Source organism: Bacillus atrophaeus (assembly GCF_001584335.1).
Lineage (GTDB): Bacteria > Bacillota > Bacilli > Bacillales > Bacillaceae > Bacillus > Bacillus atrophaeus.
In genome coordinates this window covers 560,536-577,361 of sequence record NZ_LSBB01000018.1, presented here as the reverse complement: position 1 = coordinate 577,361, position 16,826 = coordinate 560,536, and the positions used below count along the sequence as shown (strand labels likewise).

23 protein-coding genes are annotated in these 16,826 nt (G+C 44.2%); 6 read left to right on the top strand and 17 right to left on the bottom strand.

What is annotated here, in order from left to right:
- Window positions 1-135 precede the first annotated feature (135 nt).
- Window positions 136-336: a DUF3311 domain-containing protein gene (locus AXI57_RS11855; RefSeq protein WP_061670164.1), complete on the top strand. Its 201-nt coding sequence runs from the start codon at window positions 136-138 to the stop codon at window positions 334-336.
- The gene (locus AXI57_RS11850; RefSeq protein ID WP_010788951.1) at window positions 336-1,826 is read left to right on the top strand and encodes a sodium:solute symporter family protein; all 1,491 of its coding nucleotides are present in this window, start codon (window positions 336-338) and stop codon (window positions 1,824-1,826) included. Before AXI57_RS11855 ends, AXI57_RS11850 begins: the two co-directional genes overlap by 1 nt.
- Before the next feature lie 36 nt (window positions 1,827-1,862).
- On the opposite strand, the gene ctpA is transcribed toward AXI57_RS11850, so the two are convergent.
- Window positions 1,863-3,263 carry a carboxy-terminal processing protease CtpA gene (ctpA, locus tag AXI57_RS11845; protein WP_061670163.1) on the bottom strand — a complete coding sequence of 467 codons (1,401 nt, stop codon included), beginning with the start codon at window positions 3,261-3,263 and terminating at the stop codon, window positions 1,863-1,865.
- A 156-nt stretch (window positions 3,264-3,419) separates the two neighbouring features.
- Between ctpA and AXI57_RS11840 the strand changes: the two genes are divergently transcribed.
- Window positions 3,420-4,121: a class I SAM-dependent methyltransferase gene (locus AXI57_RS11840; RefSeq protein WP_061670162.1), complete on the top strand. Its 702-nt coding sequence runs from the start codon at window positions 3,420-3,422 to the stop codon at window positions 4,119-4,121.
- An 86-nt stretch (window positions 4,122-4,207) separates the two neighbouring features.
- Window positions 4,208-4,474: a hypothetical protein gene (locus tag AXI57_RS11835; RefSeq protein WP_061670161.1), complete on the top strand. Its 267-nt coding sequence runs from the start codon at window positions 4,208-4,210 to the stop codon at window positions 4,472-4,474.
- 43 nt (window positions 4,475-4,517) lie between these two features.
- Here the strand turns inward: AXI57_RS11835 and AXI57_RS11830 are convergent, their stop codons facing one another.
- Both AXI57_RS11830 and deoD read right to left on the bottom strand, forming a co-directional pair.
- A complete protein-coding gene (locus AXI57_RS11830) occupies window positions 4,518-5,342 on the bottom strand; it encodes a M15 family metallopeptidase (protein ID WP_061670160.1) in 825 nt (274 codons plus the stop codon).
- Window positions 5,343-5,425: 83 nt separating this feature from the next.
- Window positions 5,426-6,124 (bottom strand): purine-nucleoside phosphorylase, encoded by a 699-nt coding sequence (gene deoD / locus AXI57_RS11825; RefSeq protein WP_003325759.1) that lies wholly within the window; start codon window positions 6,122-6,124, stop codon window positions 5,426-5,428.
- A gap of 190 nt (window positions 6,125-6,314) precedes the next feature.
- On the opposite strand from deoD, the gene AXI57_RS21380 reads away from it, so the two are divergent.
- On the top strand, window positions 6,315-6,440 hold the full coding sequence (locus AXI57_RS21380; protein WP_003325758.1) for a hypothetical protein: 126 nt from the start codon (window positions 6,315-6,317) through the stop codon (window positions 6,438-6,440).
- Between the two features lie 38 nt (window positions 6,441-6,478).
- On the opposite strand, the gene AXI57_RS11820 is transcribed toward AXI57_RS21380, so the two are convergent.
- From AXI57_RS11820 to AXI57_RS20900, 3 genes are all read right to left on the bottom strand, one after another.
- Window positions 6,479-6,799, bottom strand: coding sequence for a YodL domain-containing protein (locus tag AXI57_RS11820; RefSeq protein ID WP_003325757.1), 321 nt, complete (start codon window positions 6,797-6,799; stop codon window positions 6,479-6,481).
- A 31-nt stretch (window positions 6,800-6,830) separates the two neighbouring features.
- The gene (locus AXI57_RS11815; RefSeq protein ID WP_061670159.1) at window positions 6,831-7,469 is read right to left on the bottom strand and encodes a phosphatase PAP2 family protein; all 639 of its coding nucleotides are present in this window, start codon (window positions 7,467-7,469) and stop codon (window positions 6,831-6,833) included.
- A 66-nt stretch (window positions 7,470-7,535) separates the two neighbouring features.
- On the bottom strand, window positions 7,536-7,712 hold the full coding sequence (locus AXI57_RS20900; RefSeq protein WP_003325755.1) for a YozD family protein: 177 nt from the start codon (window positions 7,710-7,712) through the stop codon (window positions 7,536-7,538).
- A gap of 119 nt (window positions 7,713-7,831) precedes the next feature.
- Here AXI57_RS20900 and AXI57_RS21740 point away from each other — a divergent pair, with 119 nt between their 5' ends.
- Window positions 7,832-7,975: a hypothetical protein gene (locus AXI57_RS21740; RefSeq protein ID WP_169800243.1), complete on the top strand. Its 144-nt coding sequence runs from the start codon at window positions 7,832-7,834 to the stop codon at window positions 7,973-7,975.
- Here the strand turns inward: AXI57_RS21740 and AXI57_RS11810 are convergent.
- The 11 genes from AXI57_RS11810 to AXI57_RS11760 all read right to left on the bottom strand — a co-directional run bounded on the left by AXI57_RS11810 (window position 7,972) and on the right by AXI57_RS11760 (window position 16,804).
- Window positions 7,972-8,652, bottom strand: a complete 681-nt coding sequence (locus AXI57_RS11810) for a hypothetical protein (RefSeq protein ID WP_003325753.1) — start codon at window positions 8,650-8,652, stop codon at window positions 7,972-7,974. The genes AXI57_RS21740 and AXI57_RS11810 overlap by 4 nt on opposite strands.
- Before the next feature lie 163 nt (window positions 8,653-8,815).
- Complete coding sequence (locus AXI57_RS11805) at window positions 8,816-9,040, bottom strand: YozE family protein (RefSeq protein WP_003325751.1); 225 nt, start codon at window positions 9,038-9,040, stop codon at window positions 8,816-8,818.
- A gap of 85 nt (window positions 9,041-9,125) precedes the next feature.
- Window positions 9,126-9,404 (bottom strand): YokU family protein, encoded by a 279-nt coding sequence (locus AXI57_RS11800; RefSeq protein WP_003325750.1) that lies wholly within the window; start codon window positions 9,402-9,404, stop codon window positions 9,126-9,128.
- On the bottom strand, window positions 9,401-10,819 hold the full coding sequence (gene kamA, locus AXI57_RS11795; protein ID WP_003325749.1) for a lysine 2,3-aminomutase: 1,419 nt from the start codon (window positions 10,817-10,819) through the stop codon (window positions 9,401-9,403). Before kamA ends, AXI57_RS11800 begins: the two co-directional genes overlap by 4 nt.
- Before the next feature lie 58 nt (window positions 10,820-10,877).
- Window positions 10,878-11,705, bottom strand: coding sequence for a putative beta-lysine N-acetyltransferase (ablB, locus tag AXI57_RS11790; RefSeq protein ID WP_003325748.1), 828 nt, complete (start codon window positions 11,703-11,705; stop codon window positions 10,878-10,880).
- On the bottom strand, window positions 11,683-12,993 hold the full coding sequence (locus AXI57_RS11785) for a peptidase (RefSeq protein ID WP_087941829.1): 1,311 nt from the start codon (window positions 12,991-12,993) through the stop codon (window positions 11,683-11,685). The genes ablB and AXI57_RS11785 overlap by 23 nt, the downstream gene beginning before the upstream one ends.
- A gap of 7 nt (window positions 12,994-13,000) precedes the next feature.
- Window positions 13,001-13,654: a 3-oxoacid CoA-transferase subunit B gene (locus AXI57_RS11780; protein WP_061670158.1), complete on the bottom strand. Its 654-nt coding sequence runs from the start codon at window positions 13,652-13,654 to the stop codon at window positions 13,001-13,003.
- Window positions 13,639-14,328: a CoA transferase subunit A gene (locus AXI57_RS11775; protein WP_061670157.1), complete on the bottom strand. Its 690-nt coding sequence runs from the start codon at window positions 14,326-14,328 to the stop codon at window positions 13,639-13,641. The genes AXI57_RS11780 and AXI57_RS11775 overlap by 16 nt, the downstream gene beginning before the upstream one ends.
- Window positions 14,312-15,673 carry an aspartate aminotransferase family protein gene (locus AXI57_RS11770; protein WP_061670156.1) on the bottom strand — a complete coding sequence of 454 codons (1,362 nt, stop codon included), beginning with the start codon at window positions 15,671-15,673 and terminating at the stop codon, window positions 14,312-14,314. Before AXI57_RS11770 ends, AXI57_RS11775 begins: the two co-directional genes overlap by 17 nt.
- Before the next feature lie 144 nt (window positions 15,674-15,817).
- On the bottom strand, window positions 15,818-15,946 hold the full coding sequence (locus AXI57_RS11765) for a YjcZ family sporulation protein (protein WP_003325741.1): 129 nt from the start codon (window positions 15,944-15,946) through the stop codon (window positions 15,818-15,820).
- Window positions 15,947-16,024: 78 nt separating this feature from the next.
- Window positions 16,025-16,804, bottom strand: coding sequence for a GNAT family N-acetyltransferase (locus AXI57_RS11760; protein WP_061670155.1), 780 nt, complete (start codon window positions 16,802-16,804; stop codon window positions 16,025-16,027).
- Window positions 16,805-16,826 lie beyond the last annotated feature (22 nt).

The following is a 16,826-nucleotide window of genomic DNA, read 5'->3' as shown; positions in this document are numbered from 1 at the left end:
TTATTTTTTTCGGAATGCAAACAATGTGTTTGAATAAAGTAATTTAAAAAATCGCTTTTTTCTAATAATTATCTTGTGATCTTATCTTACAACTGCTATGATAATGAGCATTATCACGTTTCAGGGGGAAAGTAAATGGTAAAAAAAGCACTGATTATCCTTTTTATTCTCTTACCCTTCGGTCAGCTCGCGCTGCTTCCGCTGGTTAACCGGATTGAACCGATTATGTTCGGGCTTCCTTTTTTCCACCTTTGGCTGCTGCTGTGGATTGTCATCACACCATTATGCTCATTGTGTATTTATAGGTTGCAGAAAAAAGATGGAGGAATTGAATAATGCAAGGTAATTTAACCGCACTTCTTATCACAGCCGTTATTGTTTTAACTGTTGTCTGTATCGGTTTTGTCGCTGGAAGAGACAAATCCTCCAGAACATCTGTTGAAGAGTGGTCTGTCGGAGGCAGGCGCTTTGGCGGGCTTCTCGTCTGGTTTTTAGTTGGGGCAGATCTATACACCGCCTATACATTCTTAGGGCTTACTAGTACCGCTTATACAGGAGGCAGTGTCGCCTTTTTCGCCATCCCTTACTCTGTCTTAGCGTACTTTATCGCTTATTTCTTTTTGCCGAAGCTTTGGAAGGTCGCAAAAATCCACAAATTAACGACACTTGCCGATTATGCGCGAGAACGCTTCGACAGCAAACTTTTGGCAAGCCTTGTCGCCATTGTCGGCGTGTTCATGCTGATTCCGTATATTTGTCTTCAGCTAAGCGGAATACAAGACACGCTTCAGGTTGCAGGAACAGGTTATATTAACGTAAAGTTCGTTGTGATTATTTCATTTATTCTTGTAGCTCTTTACACATTTTTCAGCGGAATTAAAGGACCTACATACACTGCTATTATTAAAGATATTTTAGTATGGGTGATTATGCTGTTTATGGTTGTGTCTCTTCCGATCATTCACTTTAACGGCTGGACGCCGATGATAGATACGCTGGTGAAAGAAGCGCCGCAAATGCTGACGATTCCGACAGAAGGCCCTAAAGGCATCCCGTGGTTTATCACAGCCTCTATTGTGTCCGCTTTGGCCCTGTTTATGTGGGCCCATGCCGCCACTGGCGTTTTTACGGCCAAAAGCGCTGATGCCGTCAGGAAGAACAGCATGTTTTTGCCGCTTTATAATATCGTGCTGATTCTTGTCATTTTTCTTGGCTTTATTGCGTTTCTTGTTTTGCCTGAGGATACAAATCCGAGACTGGCGCTTCTTCATTTAATTCAAATGTCGTATGGCGGCGTCGCACAAGGGTTTGCTTACTCTACCATTGCCCTTGCTTCACTTATTCCGTGTTCCATTATGGCAATCGGGGCGTCTAATTTATTCGCGAACAACTTATATCGCGACTTGCTTCATCCGAATGTTTCTCAAAAGAAATTGACAATGATCACCCGATCAATGGTGTTTGTCGTAATCGGGCTTGCTTTGCTTTTCGGAATGCTCTTCCCGACTGCGCTAGTGACGCTGCAGCTTTTAGGTGTTTCCGGCATGGTTCAGATTTTCCCGGCCATCGCCGTGAGCCTGTTTTGGAAAAAGCAAACGAGAGAAGCGACGATTATCGGTTTATTAGCCGGACTCGCTGTTACTTTTACTGTGTATATCACACAGTCTTCACACGGTATTTACGAGGGATTCTGGGGCTTGGCAGCAAACGTTGCCGCTGTTGTGATCCTCAACCCGTTATTTGTGAAAAAAGCAGGGACTAACCCTGTAATTGAAGGCTTATTTAATAAGCAGCGACCTTCAAATCCAAATCAAAAAGGCGCATAAAAAACCATACGCGGGTCTCTGCGTATGGTTTTTTCTTTACATCTTTTTCTTCAAGGTTTCGATTGCTTGTTTCATTTGAGTATCATTGTCGGACAGTTTTCCTTGCAGTTCCGTCATTAATTTTGTCGTTGTATCTCCAGTAAGAACGCCCGTTTCTTTCAGCTTTTCTTTTGCTTGGAATTGTTTCACAACCGTTTCGAACGCTTTGTCATATGTGCTGTTGACATTCACTTTATAACCAAGCGCCTTCAGCATTTGCTGGGCAACTTTTACGTTATTGCCGGAATCACCCGATTTATATGTTTTATCAGCGTCCAAATACGGCAGCTTCGCATAATCAGGGAGTGCCGCTTTCACCTGAGGCGTAATGCCTTTTTTGTGAATCCATTCTCCGTCCGCTGTCAGCCATTTGGCCATCGTCAGTTTGACTGTTGAACCGTCGTCATATTCTTTAGCCGTTTGCACGGTTCCTTTTCCGAAAGTTGTCTCTCCGATCAGCGGAATCCCTGACGATTCGTGAAGGGCCGCTGCCATAATTTCTGCGGCGCTTGCTGTGCCGTCATTCACGAGGACAACAGTCGGTTTTGTGACTTGACGGTCTTTTTTTGCTTTCATGACTTCTTTTGTTCCATCTTTATATTCAACCTGCATGATATTTTTACCCTTATCAATAAACAGGTTGCTCATTGTAAGGGCCTCATCCATCAAGCCGCCCGGATTTCCTCTTAGGTCCAAGATATAGCCTTTGGCGCCTTTTTTCTCCAAGCTGTTGATCGCTTCTGTCAGTTCTTTTGAAGTTGATTCTGAGAATGATGTAATTTGAATTTCTCCGATGTTGTTTTCTTTCATCTCGGAGTATACCGTTTCTACCGGAATGGTATCTCTTTTAATAGATAGATCAATTTCTCCCACACCGGCTCTGTTCAGCACAAGCTTGACTTTTGAGCCTTTTTTGCCGCGGATTAAAGCGACAGCCTCATTCACATTCATGCCTTTGACGCTTTTGCCGTTCACTTTTACGATTTGATCCTTCGGTTTTACTCCCGCTTTTTCGGCAGGCGATCCTTTTATCGGTGATACGATTAAGATCTCACCGTCTTTTTCCTCTACTTGAGCGCCAATGCCCTCAAAGGAAGAGGAAATGCTTTCTTCAAATGATTTTCCTTCCTCTTGATTCATATAGGTTGAATATGGATCGTCCAGGGATTCAATCATTCCTTTAATTGCTCCGTCTACTAATTTGTCGTCATCTGTTTTTTTGTAATAGTCACTTTTGATCTGCTCATATGCTTTATTCAGCTTATCGAATTTGCTATCTCCGGTACCGGCTGATTTCTCGCCGAGAATGGATGAATTGCCGGTAATAAACAAAGTAAGCGCCGAAGCCACGACCGCTGTGATCAGCACGACAAAAAACAGTTTAAGTTGCCGTTTCAATTAAACACCACCTTTTTATTCTTACATTATTATCATAGACGAACCTCTATTCGTCAACTCGAACCCTAAAATGAAGATTCGCGCCTTTCTTTCCCTTATAGGTAAACCTATGTTTTTCTCTCAACATATGCTGACGCAGAAGGGAGGATTCGAACTTTGAGCCGCTATTTAGAAATGCTTTCCTTATTCGGTGTTGCGGGAGCACATCCGGGCGGGCTTGCTTTCACGAAAACCTTATTACGGAAGGCCGCTCTGCCCTCTAACCTGCCGATCCTTGATGCCGGGTGCGGAACCGGGCAGACCGCCGCATATTTGGGACATTTATTGTACCCTGTCACTGTAATCGACAAAGACCCCGTCATGCTGGAAAAGGCCAAAAAAAGATTCGCAAGTGAAGGACTGTCAATTCCCGCTTATCTCGCTAATCTTGAAGAGCTTCCCTTTTCCTCTGAAACCTTTTCTGCCGTTCTGTCGGAATCCGTTCTCAGCTTCTCTCATATTCCATCCTCGCTGCCGGACATTTACCGGGTGCTGAAGCCCGGCGGAATGCTGATTGGAATAGAAGCAGCGCTGAAAAAGCCTCTGTCCGGAGCAGAAAAGAAAAAAATGACGGATTTCTATGGATTTACCGAGTTGTTGGATGATGCTGAATGGAAGCAAACGATGATGCAGCATGGCTTTCGCAAAACAGAAACAATTGAACTTCATCAAGAGAATACCGATCATGAACCGACAACTGAAATGGATTTGTCTCTTTCAATTCCGCCGATTTACTATGACACGCTGCAAGCCCATTATGAGCTCATGCAGACATACAGCGAGTATATGGGGCACTGTGTCTTTTTCGCATATAAGTAAATCGGCGTTTAACCTCCTGCTTTCGTCCAACCTTTTTAGAAAATCTATCATAAGCTGATAGAAAGGCAGGATAGGAGGGAATCATATTGGAAAAGTATTATCATCTCTGCCGCCAGCACCAAGGAAAAGTTGCTAGAATTACAGAAAAAAACGGCAGGGTTCACGTTGGCAGAATTACCCGTGTCACAAACAGCAAAGTCTTCATCACACCTGTTCATCAATCCGGCCCAGGAGGCTTCGGACTCGGATTTTATGGCGGCTATTACGGCGGCTATGGGTATGGATACGGAGCGTACGGCATCGGTCTCGGATTTATTGCCGGTGTGGCACTGGCAGGATTGTTCTTTTTTTAATGCAGAAAAAAGCCCGCTTGAACTGTTGCAAGCGGGCTTTCTCCTATACTTTCTTCACTTCATTAAAATATTCTTCCAGCGTTAAACCGTGTTCATGGATGACTTTGGCTGCTTTTTTGCCTACATAACGTAAATGCCATGGTTCATATTCATATTTTGTGACATCTTCTTTACCTTTAGGATAGCGGATGATAAAACCGTATTCATATGCGTGATCCTGTACCCATTTGCCATCGTCTGTACCTCCAAACGCTTCATTGAGTTCAAAACCGTTGCTTCTGCTGGAAATATCCATCGCAAGCCCTGTCTGATGCTCGCTTTGCCCAGGATAGGCAACCGCTTCCTTCGCTTTCTTTTCGCCTTTTTGACTGACTTCATTGTTATAAATCACTTCTTGTCTGTCATAAGCCCGGTATCCTGATACAGCAGCAAGCTCATAGCCTTTCTCTTTTCCCGCTTTAAACAATTCTTCTAATGCTTTAGCCGCTTCTTTTCTGATATATCTTTTTTGGATTTTTTCATCAAAAGAAAATTTCACATTCGGGATGACGAGATCACTAGGTTCATAGGTTCCCGGCAGTGCGTATTCCTTATTCACAAGCGCCAGGATGTTGTCCGGATTTTGGATCGTTTCCAGTCCGTTGACTTCCTTGATATTATTAAAGTATTTGCTTTCGAGCAAAAACTCCTTGTCCGTTGTGTTTGTTGCTGTTTTGCTGTTTGATGAATTCTCATCTGACTGTTTGGTTTCGGCAGAAGATTGCGTATCCTTTTTATCGTCTCCGTTTGAGATACTGCAGCCCGTCCCAACAATTGCCGTTACACTGAGCGCGGCGGCCAGCGAGAACCATTTACTGGATTTTTTCATTACACCATTACCTTCCTTTTTTCAAATCATGCTTTACCCATAAAGAAAAGGCCGCTGCTTCCAGCATGCCTCTTTTTATCCAATTAAGATACAGAATGTAAAGCCACTTCTATCATATCATGAAAAGTTGTTTGGCGCTCTTCTGCCGTTGTCTCTTCACCTGTCAATACATGATCGCTCACAGTCAGGATAGAAAGTGCTTTTCTGTTATGCTTTGCCGCTAATGTGTACAAAGCTGTCGTTTCCATTTCTACACCGAGCACGCCGTATTTTGCAAGCTTTGCGATTTGTGAATCTTCATTGTAAAATTGATCGGCTGTAAATACGCTGCCCACTCTTACAGGGACGCCGTTTTGTTTAGCCGCTTCATATGCATGATTGAGAAGATCAAAATCTGCGCACGGAGCAAAATCAATGCTGCCGAAAGCGACCCGGTTCATTTGTGAATCCGTTGAGGAGGTCATCGCCAAAATCACGTCGCGAACTTTAACATCTTCACGGATGGCGCCGCAAGACCCTACTCTGATTAAATTCTGCACATCATAGCTTTGAATCAATTCATTCACATAAATTGAAATAGACGGCACACCCATTCCCGTTCCTTGAACGGATATTTTTTTACCTTTATACGTGCCCGTAAAGCCGTACATGCCTCTTACTTCATTGTAGCATTCCACATTTTCAAGATACGTTTCAGCGATAAATTTGGCTCTGAGCGGATCTCCCGGCAGCAGCACTGTATCGGCAATCTGCCCTTTTTCCGCACCTATATGTACACTCATGTTTATTCCTCCTGCACTCCCATTATGTCATCCCTTTCATTTTACAATGAATGGCACGATGAGACAAACTTCAGCATTGATTATAAATGAATGGGTAAAAAAAGAAAATGATTCAAGCTTAAAAGTCGGCGGTTACGGATAATTCAAACGGTTACATGAAAACCTAACAGCAAAAGGAGGGGTGTAGAACATGGGCAAAAAACAGCGAAACCGCGTAACCGGACAAAAAAAGAATAACCATGTGCCAGCTGAAGATGTCATTGCGGCTGAAGAAGCGCATGGAAAAGAGCATTCCGCTGCTAAGCGAAAGCCTTAAAGATAAAGAAAAACTGCGGGCGTCCGCAGTTTTTTTCGTTATGTGGCTTGTACGATCAGGCGGTTAATCTTGCTCCAGCCTGTGGAAAGCAGTTTATAATAGGTTTTGCCTCTTTTACCTTCATCAATCAGGATCACATCTCCTGTCGCCATAAACCTTGCCTGATAATCATTTGGGACTGTATCAAAAACATTAAATGTTGAAAATGCCCTTTTCAGCACTTCTTGATGATTGCTGCCGTCAAGTTCCGTCCGATAGACGACTTTATAACCTTTTTTCTCACCATAGCGGGGTGTTTGAAAAATTGTCACATCATAAGCACAAGGTTTCTTTTTAAATACAGACAACGGTAATGGCATCAAGATCCCTCCCTCTTATTTCTTTATAGTATTAGCGTTTTTCCCCGGTTTTCCTCTCTCTATTTTTGTCGAATGGCCTATACTTTTCGTCAAAAAGTTTCAAGAGGAAAAACAGCATCAATCCTACGCTGAAGCCCCCGAGAACATCTGTAAAGAAATGCGCGCCAAGATAGATTCTGCTTGCGCCGACAAGGGCGACAAGAACACAAATAAGAGTGTAAACCGTCTTTTTGCGGGCAGTCAAAAAAGGGATATGCTTCACTAACAGATACGCGATAATGGGATACACGCACGCCGCATTCATGGAGTGTCCGCTCGGAAAGCTATAGGACGTTTCGCGGACGAGCGGTTCAAAGGCGGGCCTCGCCCTTTCTATCCAATCTTTTAAACCGCGGTTCAAGAGACGTTCACAAAGAAACATGACGAGTAACAAAATGCCGTCCCACGTTTTGGTGTACGCCAGCAGCACTGCTCCGACTATGATAATCAGAGGCAATAAAAAAGCTGACGAACCAAGCTGGGTACACCATAACATGACATGGTTCAGCCAGGGCTGCCTCATATGAGTTGCTGCCTGCATCACGGTATCATCAAAGAATTGGACAGCATTGATATGGATCACTGCAGTAAAAAAGATAAACAAAACAAACAGACTGACCGGCTTGTACAATTTTCTTCCCCTCCTGTTTCATAGGCCGTATAAAAAAACCGGAGCTGCCTCACTCCGGTTAGACGTTTAACATTCATCATCCAGCTCTTCATCTATCATACATTTTTCTAATAAATAATCAAAGGTGATATCGGCTATTTCAAATATCTCCTCTTCACATGGTATGTAGCCCCGTTTTGCGAGTTCTTTGTAAAAAAATTCAGCGATTTCTTCTGTATCAATCACAAGATCTATTTCTTTCATGACAGTACCGCCTCCTTTTTTATGTTTTATGAAATGGACGGCCAAATTATACCGGGTTGTTCTAAACAATTCTTTTTCTCATATACATGAATAAAAAAACAAGCATGGGGGCATGAGTAATGATCACAAAAATGATGGCTGCACTGGACGGAGATGGATTTGATCTGATGATGGAAAAGGTGCTGAAAACAATGTCTTATATCATGTTTATAGGCTGCTTTCCTTACTTCTTATATGTCGCCGTCCGTTTTTTAGCAAGCTAGCCGAAATGCTCCTTTAAACTATCCAGCACAAAATTCATCATATCTTTATATTCTTCATCCTGAAATATTTCATACAGGATTTTATAGTCGTTATAAATGTCTAAAAGCTCATCCACAATAGATACAGCTAGAACGTGAAGGTTATCTTGGACTTCAGCATCGCCTTCAAACTGAAGAAGAGCGGTCGATATGACATCTTCGCCGATCTCATGAGCTGTTTCTCCGACATAATGGACAAACAAAAGCTGATGCACAAACTGGTCCATTTCATATTTTCTCAGAACCAGCGTGAGATCCTCTTCCTCCGTTTCAAGCCACTCTCCATCCTTTAAGCGAGTCAGCTCATAAATAATATCTTCCCACCCGTCTTCCAAGTATCTCCATATCTCCGTTCTATGGCCGATAATTCGAAACAGTTCCTTTCCATAGTCCTTTACATAGACGACATCACCAATGAGAAATTCATATTCAATATCCAGTTTCTCCATATCTACAATGACGCCTTCATAATCTTTATAAAGCTGAATGGACGTTTCGAAATATAATACTTCATTATGGTTGACTTCATAAAGAAAATGTTTTTCAATCTGATGTACCTTCGTAATCGTTCCGACTGTTCCGTACATCACGACAACCACGATATCTCCTACTTGGAATTTCGGTTTGTTTTGCTTCATGCTGTCTCCCCCTTGCCGCGACTTTCTCATACGCTATCGTATGCCGGCTGACACAAATTCGCATGGGCATGAAAACCAAAGGAAATATCCAATTATATTCAAAAGCTGGACATCAAATCCGCTTACAAAAAAAACCGCATGGGGATGCGGTTTTAAAACATGTTTATATTTGAGGCACCTCAGTCTCGTATTTTTCCCAAGCTTCATCAAAAGTGGCCATCGTTTCCAAGTAGTCAGCATTCAGTTCCAAATAAGAGCTGATCTCATGATAATCGCTGGACATCTTTGGGAAGCTGTGGTCTTCATATGCCTGATTTGCAAACTCACTGATACTGTCCTTCGGTTTTGGATTTCTGTATTTCATCAAATAGTGGTAAAAGGATTTCATGGGTTTCCCCTCCTGTTGTCTGTCTTTTGTTGTTCTATTATACATTTCAGATATGAAATTACAACAAAAGAATACCAAACACGCTTTAGGAGAAATCAAAATAATTGCGCTTCAAAATCCGTTCTGTTTGCATCAGCTGCTGAAATGTTATCGTATGAGGAAGCTTTTTTGTGTCAATTAAAATCAATTGATCTTCAATTTCTTTTATTGTCAGCTCCTCTTGATAGACCATATCGCAGTCAGCGCATGACAAGGCGGGTGTATCTGTAATTTCTACCGCCTTTGTGCCGTCAGGAAGCTCCCAGTAAACGGCGGTCACACAAGGGGATGCTTGAAGCCCGCCGCACCATTCACATGTTTTCATGATGAATCTCCCCCGCTTTCCGCCCCCTCTTTTTCTTTCTTTTGCTGGGCCAGAAATTTCTTTTCCTTCAGTTCATCCCTTTTGTCCCTGCGGTTTTTTAATGTTTCGTGCTCTGGGTTCGCCGTGTATGCTTCTCTTCTTTTGATGCGGGATACGTTTTCAGGTGTGAAGGAAACCTCCTTGTCTGCAAAAATAGCGCTCAATCCAATCGGTTCCTTCTGTTCGGAAACTTCAGGATACACAGACGTAAAGTAGGCGTCCGCCTGGTTCGGAATATAATGTTCCGGCTCGGGATAGGACGTGATGACTCCTTCAAAATTCCGCAAAATGACTTTATCAGGGCTTTGCGATAAAACATAATTAGGCTGCAGAGCGATTTTCCCGCCTCCGCCCGGCGCGTCAACGACAAATGTCGGAACTGCATACCCGGATGTATGTCCGCGGAGCCCCTCAATGATTTCAAGTCCTTTTGAAACGGGCGCTCTGAAATGGCCGATGCCTTCTGACAAATCGCATTGATAAATATAATAAGGGCGCACTCTGATTTTCACTAAATCGTGCATGAGCTTTTTCATGATCGGAACTGAATCATTAATACCCGCTAATATAACCGCCTGATTTCCGACGGGAACGCCTGCGTTGACTAACTTTTCACAAGCCTCGACTGATTCCTCCGTCATCTCAATGCTTGTATTAAAATGAGTATTCAGCCAGACAGGATGATATTTTTTTAATATTTCACACAGATTATCGGTAATTCGCTGCGGAAAGACGACCGGTGCCCTTGTTCCGATTCTGATGATTTCTAAATGCGGAATGGCACGGAGATTCTTTAAAATATACTCCAATATTTGGTCGTTGATCAGTAAACCGTCTCCTCCTGAAATCAGGCAGTCACGGATTTCAGGTGTCTCCCGTATATAAGCAATCGCGGCATCAAGCTGTTTCTTAGGCACTCCCATTCCGATTTGCCCTGAAAACCGTCTGCGTGTGCAATACCGGCAGTACATTGAGCATTGATTTGTGACAAGAAAGAGAACACGGTCCGGATAGCGGTGCGTCAGCCCCGGTACAGGAGAGTCCTCATCTTCATGAAGCGGGTCCTCAAGGTCATACTTGGTTTTGTGCATTTCTTCAGATAACGGAACAGACTGCATCCGAATCGGGCATCTGGGATTATCAGGATTCATTAAGGAAGCGTAATATGGTGTAATATTTAAGGGGATGGTTTTGGTAGATATTCTGACTCCTTCTTCTTCCTCTTCAGTTAAATGAATGACTTTTTTTAATTCATCAAGTGTCCGGACGGTATGCGTCAGCTGCCACACCCAGTCATTCCACTTTTCTTCGGGTACATCCTTCCATAATTCAATCTCCTTCCAGTGCCTCTTCGGTTTAAACCATTGATTTGCCAAACGGAATTCCTCCTTATCACCATTTTGCCTTACGGCGGAATGGTGAATATTTCTCAACTTATAATGTCTTGCACCATACATTCATATTTTCAAGACTTTCATATATATAGCAATTGTTTATCAATCTTCCCCGATAGCTGTAGCCTGATTGATGAAGCACGGCGTTCATTCCATAAGAGGCTGCGCGCGCGAGTGAAAACACATGAAAAATCTCTCGGTCGGCCATTTCTTTTTCCAATGCGGCGATTAAATGATTCATCAGTGAATGCCCCCTGTATTCCTTGAGCACGGCACAGTCAGTTATTTCCGCATGCCCCAAAGCAGGATTGGCTTCCGCACTGGCGGCCCCTATCAGCCGGCCGTCATCAAACATAGCATAATAGACAGTGTTATCATTCATCGTTTTTTCAATATATACCGGGTCAAAAATCGGGGTTGGATAAGTGCGGAACACTTTTTTGTACAGCATCGACAACTGGTGAATGTCCCTTGGTTCACACCTGCTCATCAAAAAAGGCGGCGTCGCTGTTAGACGTATTGAAGGGGACTTTTTATACAATGTCTCGACAATCTCCAGCTCTGCTAGATAGGAATTTGTCAGTCTTCTGTTCTCAGAGAGGTAACGAACCATCACAGCCGCGCGATGGCCTAAGTAATAGCCATCCAGAAGCCCTTCTGTCACAAATAAATGCTTCGCAAGCTCTGCTTCGTCCTGTTGCTTGGCATATACAATCACTTTTTCAGCGAGCTCCTTTTTTGCTGCAGCTAGGATCTCAGGTAAAGCGTTTTCGATTTTACCATCATATCGGACCACTCTGATTCGCTCATTGAAACGGTCAATGTCTACGTAAGCCGAGACGCCCTCACGCTTCATCACTCTGATCATCCGCTTCACTCCCTTGCTCATGGATGCCGCACCAATCCATTATAAAAAGAGAAATGATTTTAGCAGATTCCAACAGAGCCTCAATTTCAATATATTCGTTCGCCTGATGGGCCGTTTTTGTTTCACCGGGTCCAAAAACAATGACGGGGGTCTGAGCCGCATGATGTAATAAGCCTCCATCCGTTCCCCACGGCGACGCCTCTATTACCGGTTCAGTGTGTCTAATTTTTTCATAGGATGATTGCAGCACCGACACCAAATCATGATCTTTCGGCAAGTCATTCGGCAGCCACTGAGCGCCGTACCATTCGAGCTTGACAGGGTGGCGTTTAAACCATTCATCACGATACTCTAAATCCTTCAGCCAGTTTGTCATTTCCTCTTTCACCGCTTCGGGTTTTTCGTGGGGCGCGATTCCGCATCTTCCTTGGATGACTGCCCGGTCGCATACTGAAGAAGGCCACTCACCGCCCGCGATAGAGCCTACATTTATAGGGACCGGAATCGGGATGCCTTCATAAAGCGGATCAGAGATTCTGGCATTTCGGACTTTTTCCAGCTCTTGAAGGGCTGAGATGACATGCATGCTTTTTTCGATGGCGCTCACTCCTTCATAGCGTGTGCCGCCATGCGCCGATAAACCTTTAACAGTTATACGGAACCATAGTGAGCCTTGCTGTTTGATGAATAGCTTCATATTAGTGGGTTCCGGAATAAGCGCCCCATCAGCCCGATAGCCTCTCATAATGGCCGACAGCGTTCCTGCGCCGCCGCACTCTTCGTCTACAACACTTTGAAAAAATAAATCTCCCTTCAATTTGACACCGCAGGCGTGCAGCGCTTCTAATGCAAAAAGAAGGGCTGTATTGCCTCCCTTCATATCAGTAGAACCGCGGCCGTAAATTCTCCCGTTTTCCTCCGCGGCCTGAAAAGGCTCAGACTTCCATGCTTTTATGTCTCCTGCGGGCACAACATCGATATGCCCATTCAAAATCAGGGACCTTCCGTTGCTTTCTCCTGCTTTTTTAGCGACAATGTTTGGGCTTTCGCTAAAATCAGTCCGGTCTGATTTGAAATACGGATGCTGTTTTAATTGCTTCAGGCTCGGTTCCCATACATCAATATCCATCTTGAATTGCCGCAGCTTCTCAAGGACAATGGCCTGGGCGTTGAATTCCGCTCCAAACGTACTTTTTTCGCCGACCAGTCTTTTGAGAAGACGGATGGCTTTGGCCAGATGATTATCCAGCCAGTCAACAACCTGTTTTTCAATTTGCTGCATGCGCAGTCCTCCTTTAAGTAAAAGGTACGTCTATCTTGAGTTCGGCAGCGGTCAGCTCAATGACTTCTTCTGATGTCGCGCCATTCATAAGCTCTTTTAATACAAATTGACGTTGTTCTACAGCAATTACCGCCTTATCGGTAATAATGAGATCAACACAGCCCGCAGCAGTCAGCGGCAATGTGCACTTTTCCACTAATTTCGGTTTCCCTTGATGATCTGTATGGCTCATGACGACCACTACTTTTTTCGCTTTTTGCGCAAGCTCCATGGCACCTCCCATGCCGGGTACTTTTTTCCCCGGAACGAGCCAATTAGCCAGATCACCATGCCGGCTCACTTGCAGAGACCCTAAAATGGTAATATCTATAGCGCCTTTTCTGATCATGGCAAAGGACAGACAAGTATCGAAATAAGACGCTCCTTTTACAGCGCTGACAGGGTAGCCTGCGGCATTGCAAAGGTTTTTGTCTTCCTGCCCCTTCTCCGGGCTTCCGCCAATGCCGAGGACTCCATTTTCGGCCTGAAGCATTACCTTCGTTTCAGACGGCAAAAAATTCGGCACTAATGACGGAATGCCGATGCCCAGATTCACCGTCATCCCTGATGTGATTTCACAAGCAGCACGCCTTGCTATCAGCTCTCTCTCCTTTATTCCCAAGCCCATCTCCAATTCACCCCTCCGCTTTTCACGACGCCCTCCACGAAAATCCCCGGTGTGATTATCATCTCTTCTGCAAGCTCTCCTGCCGGGACAATGCGGTCCGCTTCGGCAAATGTTCTCTCGGCAGCCATCGCCATAAGCGGATTCATATTGCGGGCTGTTTTGTCATAGGTCAAATTGCCGAATTCGTCTGCGGTATGCGCGCAGATAAAAGCAAAATCAGCCGTTAACGCTTCTTCGATTAAATACGGCTTTCCATTCAGAGACACGGTTTCTTTTTGCGCACAAATCATTTGATTATCTATTCCGATGTCAGTCAAAATGCCGCCAAGGCCGGAGCCTCCCGCTCGAATCCGTTCTGCCATCGTGCCTTGCGGAGAAAACTTCACCTCTAATGTTCCGTCAGTCATTTGCTGTCCCGCTATCGGATTTGATCCGATATGTGACGCAATCAAGGTTTTTACTCTTTTGTTTACAATGAGCGGGCCGATTCCTATTTGCGGAAATCCGGCGTCATTACAAATAACCGTTAAATCCTTCACACCTTTTTCTAGTATTCCTTCAATAAGTGACGGCGGTGACCCTACACCGCCAAATCCGCCGAACATCAGCACGGATTCATCCTGTACGTCTGCAAGTGCCGTTTCAATATCCATCTTTTTATCTAATGAAGCCATTTGTTTTCCAATCCCTTTTAAGTTTTTTTTCTACTTCTGAGACGGCGTCTGAAAAGAGATCCGTAAGCTCTGCCATCTCAGCGGAAGAAATCGTAAATGGCGGAGCGATGATCACGGCGTCTCCTTCACCGCTATCGATGCCCGGCTTGGCAGGATATATAATCAGCCCGCGCTTTTTTGCCGCGCTGATGATGTGCTGCCCCACTGACAGCTCAGGCGGGAATGTCTGTTTTGTCTTTTTGTTTGCGACAAATTCAACCCCCAATAGCAACCCTTTTCCTCGGACATCGCCGATCATGTCACTCTGGTTCATGAGATCTGTCAGCTTTTTCTTCAGTACTTCGCCTTTTTCCTCTGATTTTTTTAATAGATCATGTTTTTCTACATACTTTAATACTTCAAGCGCCGCTCTGGCTGAATAGGGATTGGCGCTATACGTATGCCCGCTCATAATCACGCCGGAACCTTTTTTAATGGTATCCATAATCGGATCAGAAACAACAGCCGCTGCAATTGGTGCGTAACCGGCACTCATCCCCTTCCCCAAAACCGCAATATCAGGAACGGTATTCCAATGCTCTGCGGCTAGCATTTTGCCTGTTCTGCCAAGCCCCGTCATCACCTCGTCCGCTATAAACAGCAAACCATTTTTCAGGCACACGCTTTGAAGCGCTTCATAATACCCTGCGGGAGGTGTGATGGCGGCTCCCGCGGCACCGATAATTGGCTCCGCCACAAACCCGGCAATAAACCGGCTGCCAATTCGTTTAATGGCTGTGTCCAGTTCTTGAGCGGCAGCCTGGACGAAATCCTCTTCCTTCATATCCTGGCTGGAGCGATACAGATTAGGTGCCGATATCGCCGGGTAACGCTCAATCATTTGAGTAAACCGGTATCTTCTTTCATAAAACCCTGATAATGAAAGCGCTCCCAAAGTTATTCCGTGGTAACTACTCCATCTCGACAAAAAGATGGATTTTTGCCATTGTTGTTTTTCCTGCCAATACTGAATGGCGATTTTCATTGCTGTTTCGATCGCTTCTGACCCGCTGTTTACAAAAAAAGACCAATTCAAATGACCCGGAAGCTGGTTCGCCAATAACCTCGCCAAGTCTTCAGCAGGCTCACTTGTGAATTGTGATCGGTAAACAAATGAAACGGTATCAAGCTGTTCCTTCAGCAAATCAGTGATATCCTTTACGCCGTGGCCGATATTGCATGTCACCGCGCCGGATGAGCCATCGAGGTATTTTTTTCCGGATTGATCATATAGGTATGAACCTGCTGCACGGCTGACAACCGGATAATCTGCCTCAAGCTCAGGCTTAATCAGATAGCTCTTCATAACTTCTCCCCCTCACCTCGAGCCCCCTTTTACTCCATTGTATGAGTGTAAGAATGAAGGCATTCTTACCGCGTGAAAACTTTTTTTGCCAATACAAAAAAGGGCCTTCCCTGTCAGGAAGACCCTTTGTCACGATGTATGCTCCTAGCAAATAAACGCGGCACCAACGATGATTAATAAAATAAATAATACGACAATCAATACAAACGTATTTTTCCCGCAGCCGAACCCGCCATAACTGTAACCATAATCATAACAGCCGTAACTGTGCATCAAGTATCAATCCTTTCTTATCACGATATACGGCATTCTATGCGGGCCAAGTCCCAAATGGTTTGTGCATTTGCCCAGTTATGTAAGAAAATAATGAAATACAGTATGCATCCGCTGATATTTTTCAAACCGGAGTTTTTCATAAAAAAGGCCGGCCCCGCCAAGACTTGATGTAACAAGATAGGCAGAATGCATACCAAAGGCTTTTGCAGCGGAAAGCATCTCCCCAATCAAAATGGTGCCGTACCCTTTTCTTTGAAACTGATCCAAAATGGCGACCTCTTCAATTTTTGCCGTTTTTTCTTTTGAATTGATAAACAGCTCTCCGCAGCCAATCGGTATTTTTTGTGTTGAATCGCTGTAACAAACAACGAGCAAAATCTTCCCTGATTGATAAAAAGGATATTTCCGCTGTAATTTTTTTTCTGCAATTGCTTCGCTTATATAGAGAGAGTCATAAATTTTCATAATAGAAGAGCCGTCCGCAAGGCTTTTTTTCGTCCCCCAGCCTGTCAGCGGATGCCCTGCCCGTTTGCCCCAATGATCAAGCTGAATGCTGTAGAATAATTCATCTTCAACCACAAATCCGTTTTTTACAAGTGATTGCTTCAAAACAAGCGGAAAGGTATGCTGCGGCGAAGCCTTCAGATGAATATAATTGGTATTTAACAATCCGGATACTGAAGGCAGAAATGAAAGCAAGCTATTTAACGGAAACGAAGCGCGCAGCTGTACAAAATTATGCGAAAAAATTTGCGGAAGATCAGGGTCACTATAAACACTGTATTGCTCAAATGGTTTGAATACAGAAGTTAATGATAAATATTGTTTTTCTGTTTTCGAATAATGTTCTGTCATGAATGTCTCCTTCATCCTCAAC

Coding starts and splice junctions, on each gene's coding strand:
- ablB (WP_003325748.1), bottom strand. CDS start 11,705: ATGATCAGAGTGATGAAGCGTGAGGGCGTCTCGGCTTACGTAGACATT.
- AXI57_RS11820 (WP_003325757.1), bottom strand. CDS start 6,799: ATGCCATTACCGTTGTCTGTATTTAAAAAGAAACCTTGTGCTTATGAT.
- AXI57_RS11765 (WP_003325741.1), bottom strand. CDS start 15,946: ATGCACAGTTACGGCTGTTATGATTATGGTTACAGTTATGGCGGGTTC.
- deoD (WP_003325759.1), bottom strand. CDS start 6,124: ATGAGTGTACATATAGGTGCGGAAAAAGGGCAGATTGCCGATACAGTG.
- AXI57_RS21380 (WP_003325758.1), top strand. CDS start 6,315: ATGGGCAAAAAACAGCGAAACCGCGTAACCGGACAAAAAAAGAATAAC.
- AXI57_RS11850 (WP_010788951.1), top strand. CDS start 336: ATGCAAGGTAATTTAACCGCACTTCTTATCACAGCCGTTATTGTTTTA.
- AXI57_RS11855 (WP_061670164.1), top strand. CDS start 136: ATGGTAAAAAAAGCACTGATTATCCTTTTTATTCTCTTACCCTTCGGT.
- AXI57_RS11770 (WP_061670156.1), bottom strand. CDS start 15,673: ATGAAGAGCTATCTGATTAAGCCTGAGCTTGAGGCAGATTATCCGGTT.
- AXI57_RS11760 (WP_061670155.1), bottom strand. CDS start 16,804: ATGACAGAACATTATTCGAAAACAGAAAAACAATATTTATCATTAACT.
- AXI57_RS20900 (WP_003325755.1), bottom strand. CDS start 7,712: ATGAAAGAAATAGATCTTGTGATTGATACAGAAGAAATCGCTGAATTT.
- AXI57_RS11800 (WP_003325750.1), bottom strand. CDS start 9,404: ATGAAAACATGTGAATGGTGCGGCGGGCTTCAAGCATCCCCTTGTGTG.
- AXI57_RS11780 (WP_061670158.1), bottom strand. CDS start 13,654: ATGGGCTTGGGAATAAAGGAGAGAGAGCTGATAGCAAGGCGTGCTGCT.
- AXI57_RS11810 (WP_003325753.1), bottom strand. CDS start 8,652: ATGAAGCAAAACAAACCGAAATTCCAAGTAGGAGATATCGTGGTTGTC.
- AXI57_RS11805 (WP_003325751.1), bottom strand. CDS start 9,040: ATGAAATCCTTTTACCACTATTTGATGAAATACAGAAATCCAAAACCG.
- AXI57_RS21740 (WP_169800243.1), top strand. CDS start 7,832: ATGATCACAAAAATGATGGCTGCACTGGACGGAGATGGATTTGATCTG.
- AXI57_RS11830 (WP_061670160.1), bottom strand. CDS start 5,342: ATGAAAAAATCCAGTAAATGGTTCTCGCTGGCCGCCGCGCTCAGTGTA.
- AXI57_RS11775 (WP_061670157.1), bottom strand. CDS start 14,328: ATGGCTTCATTAGATAAAAAGATGGATATTGAAACGGCACTTGCAGAC.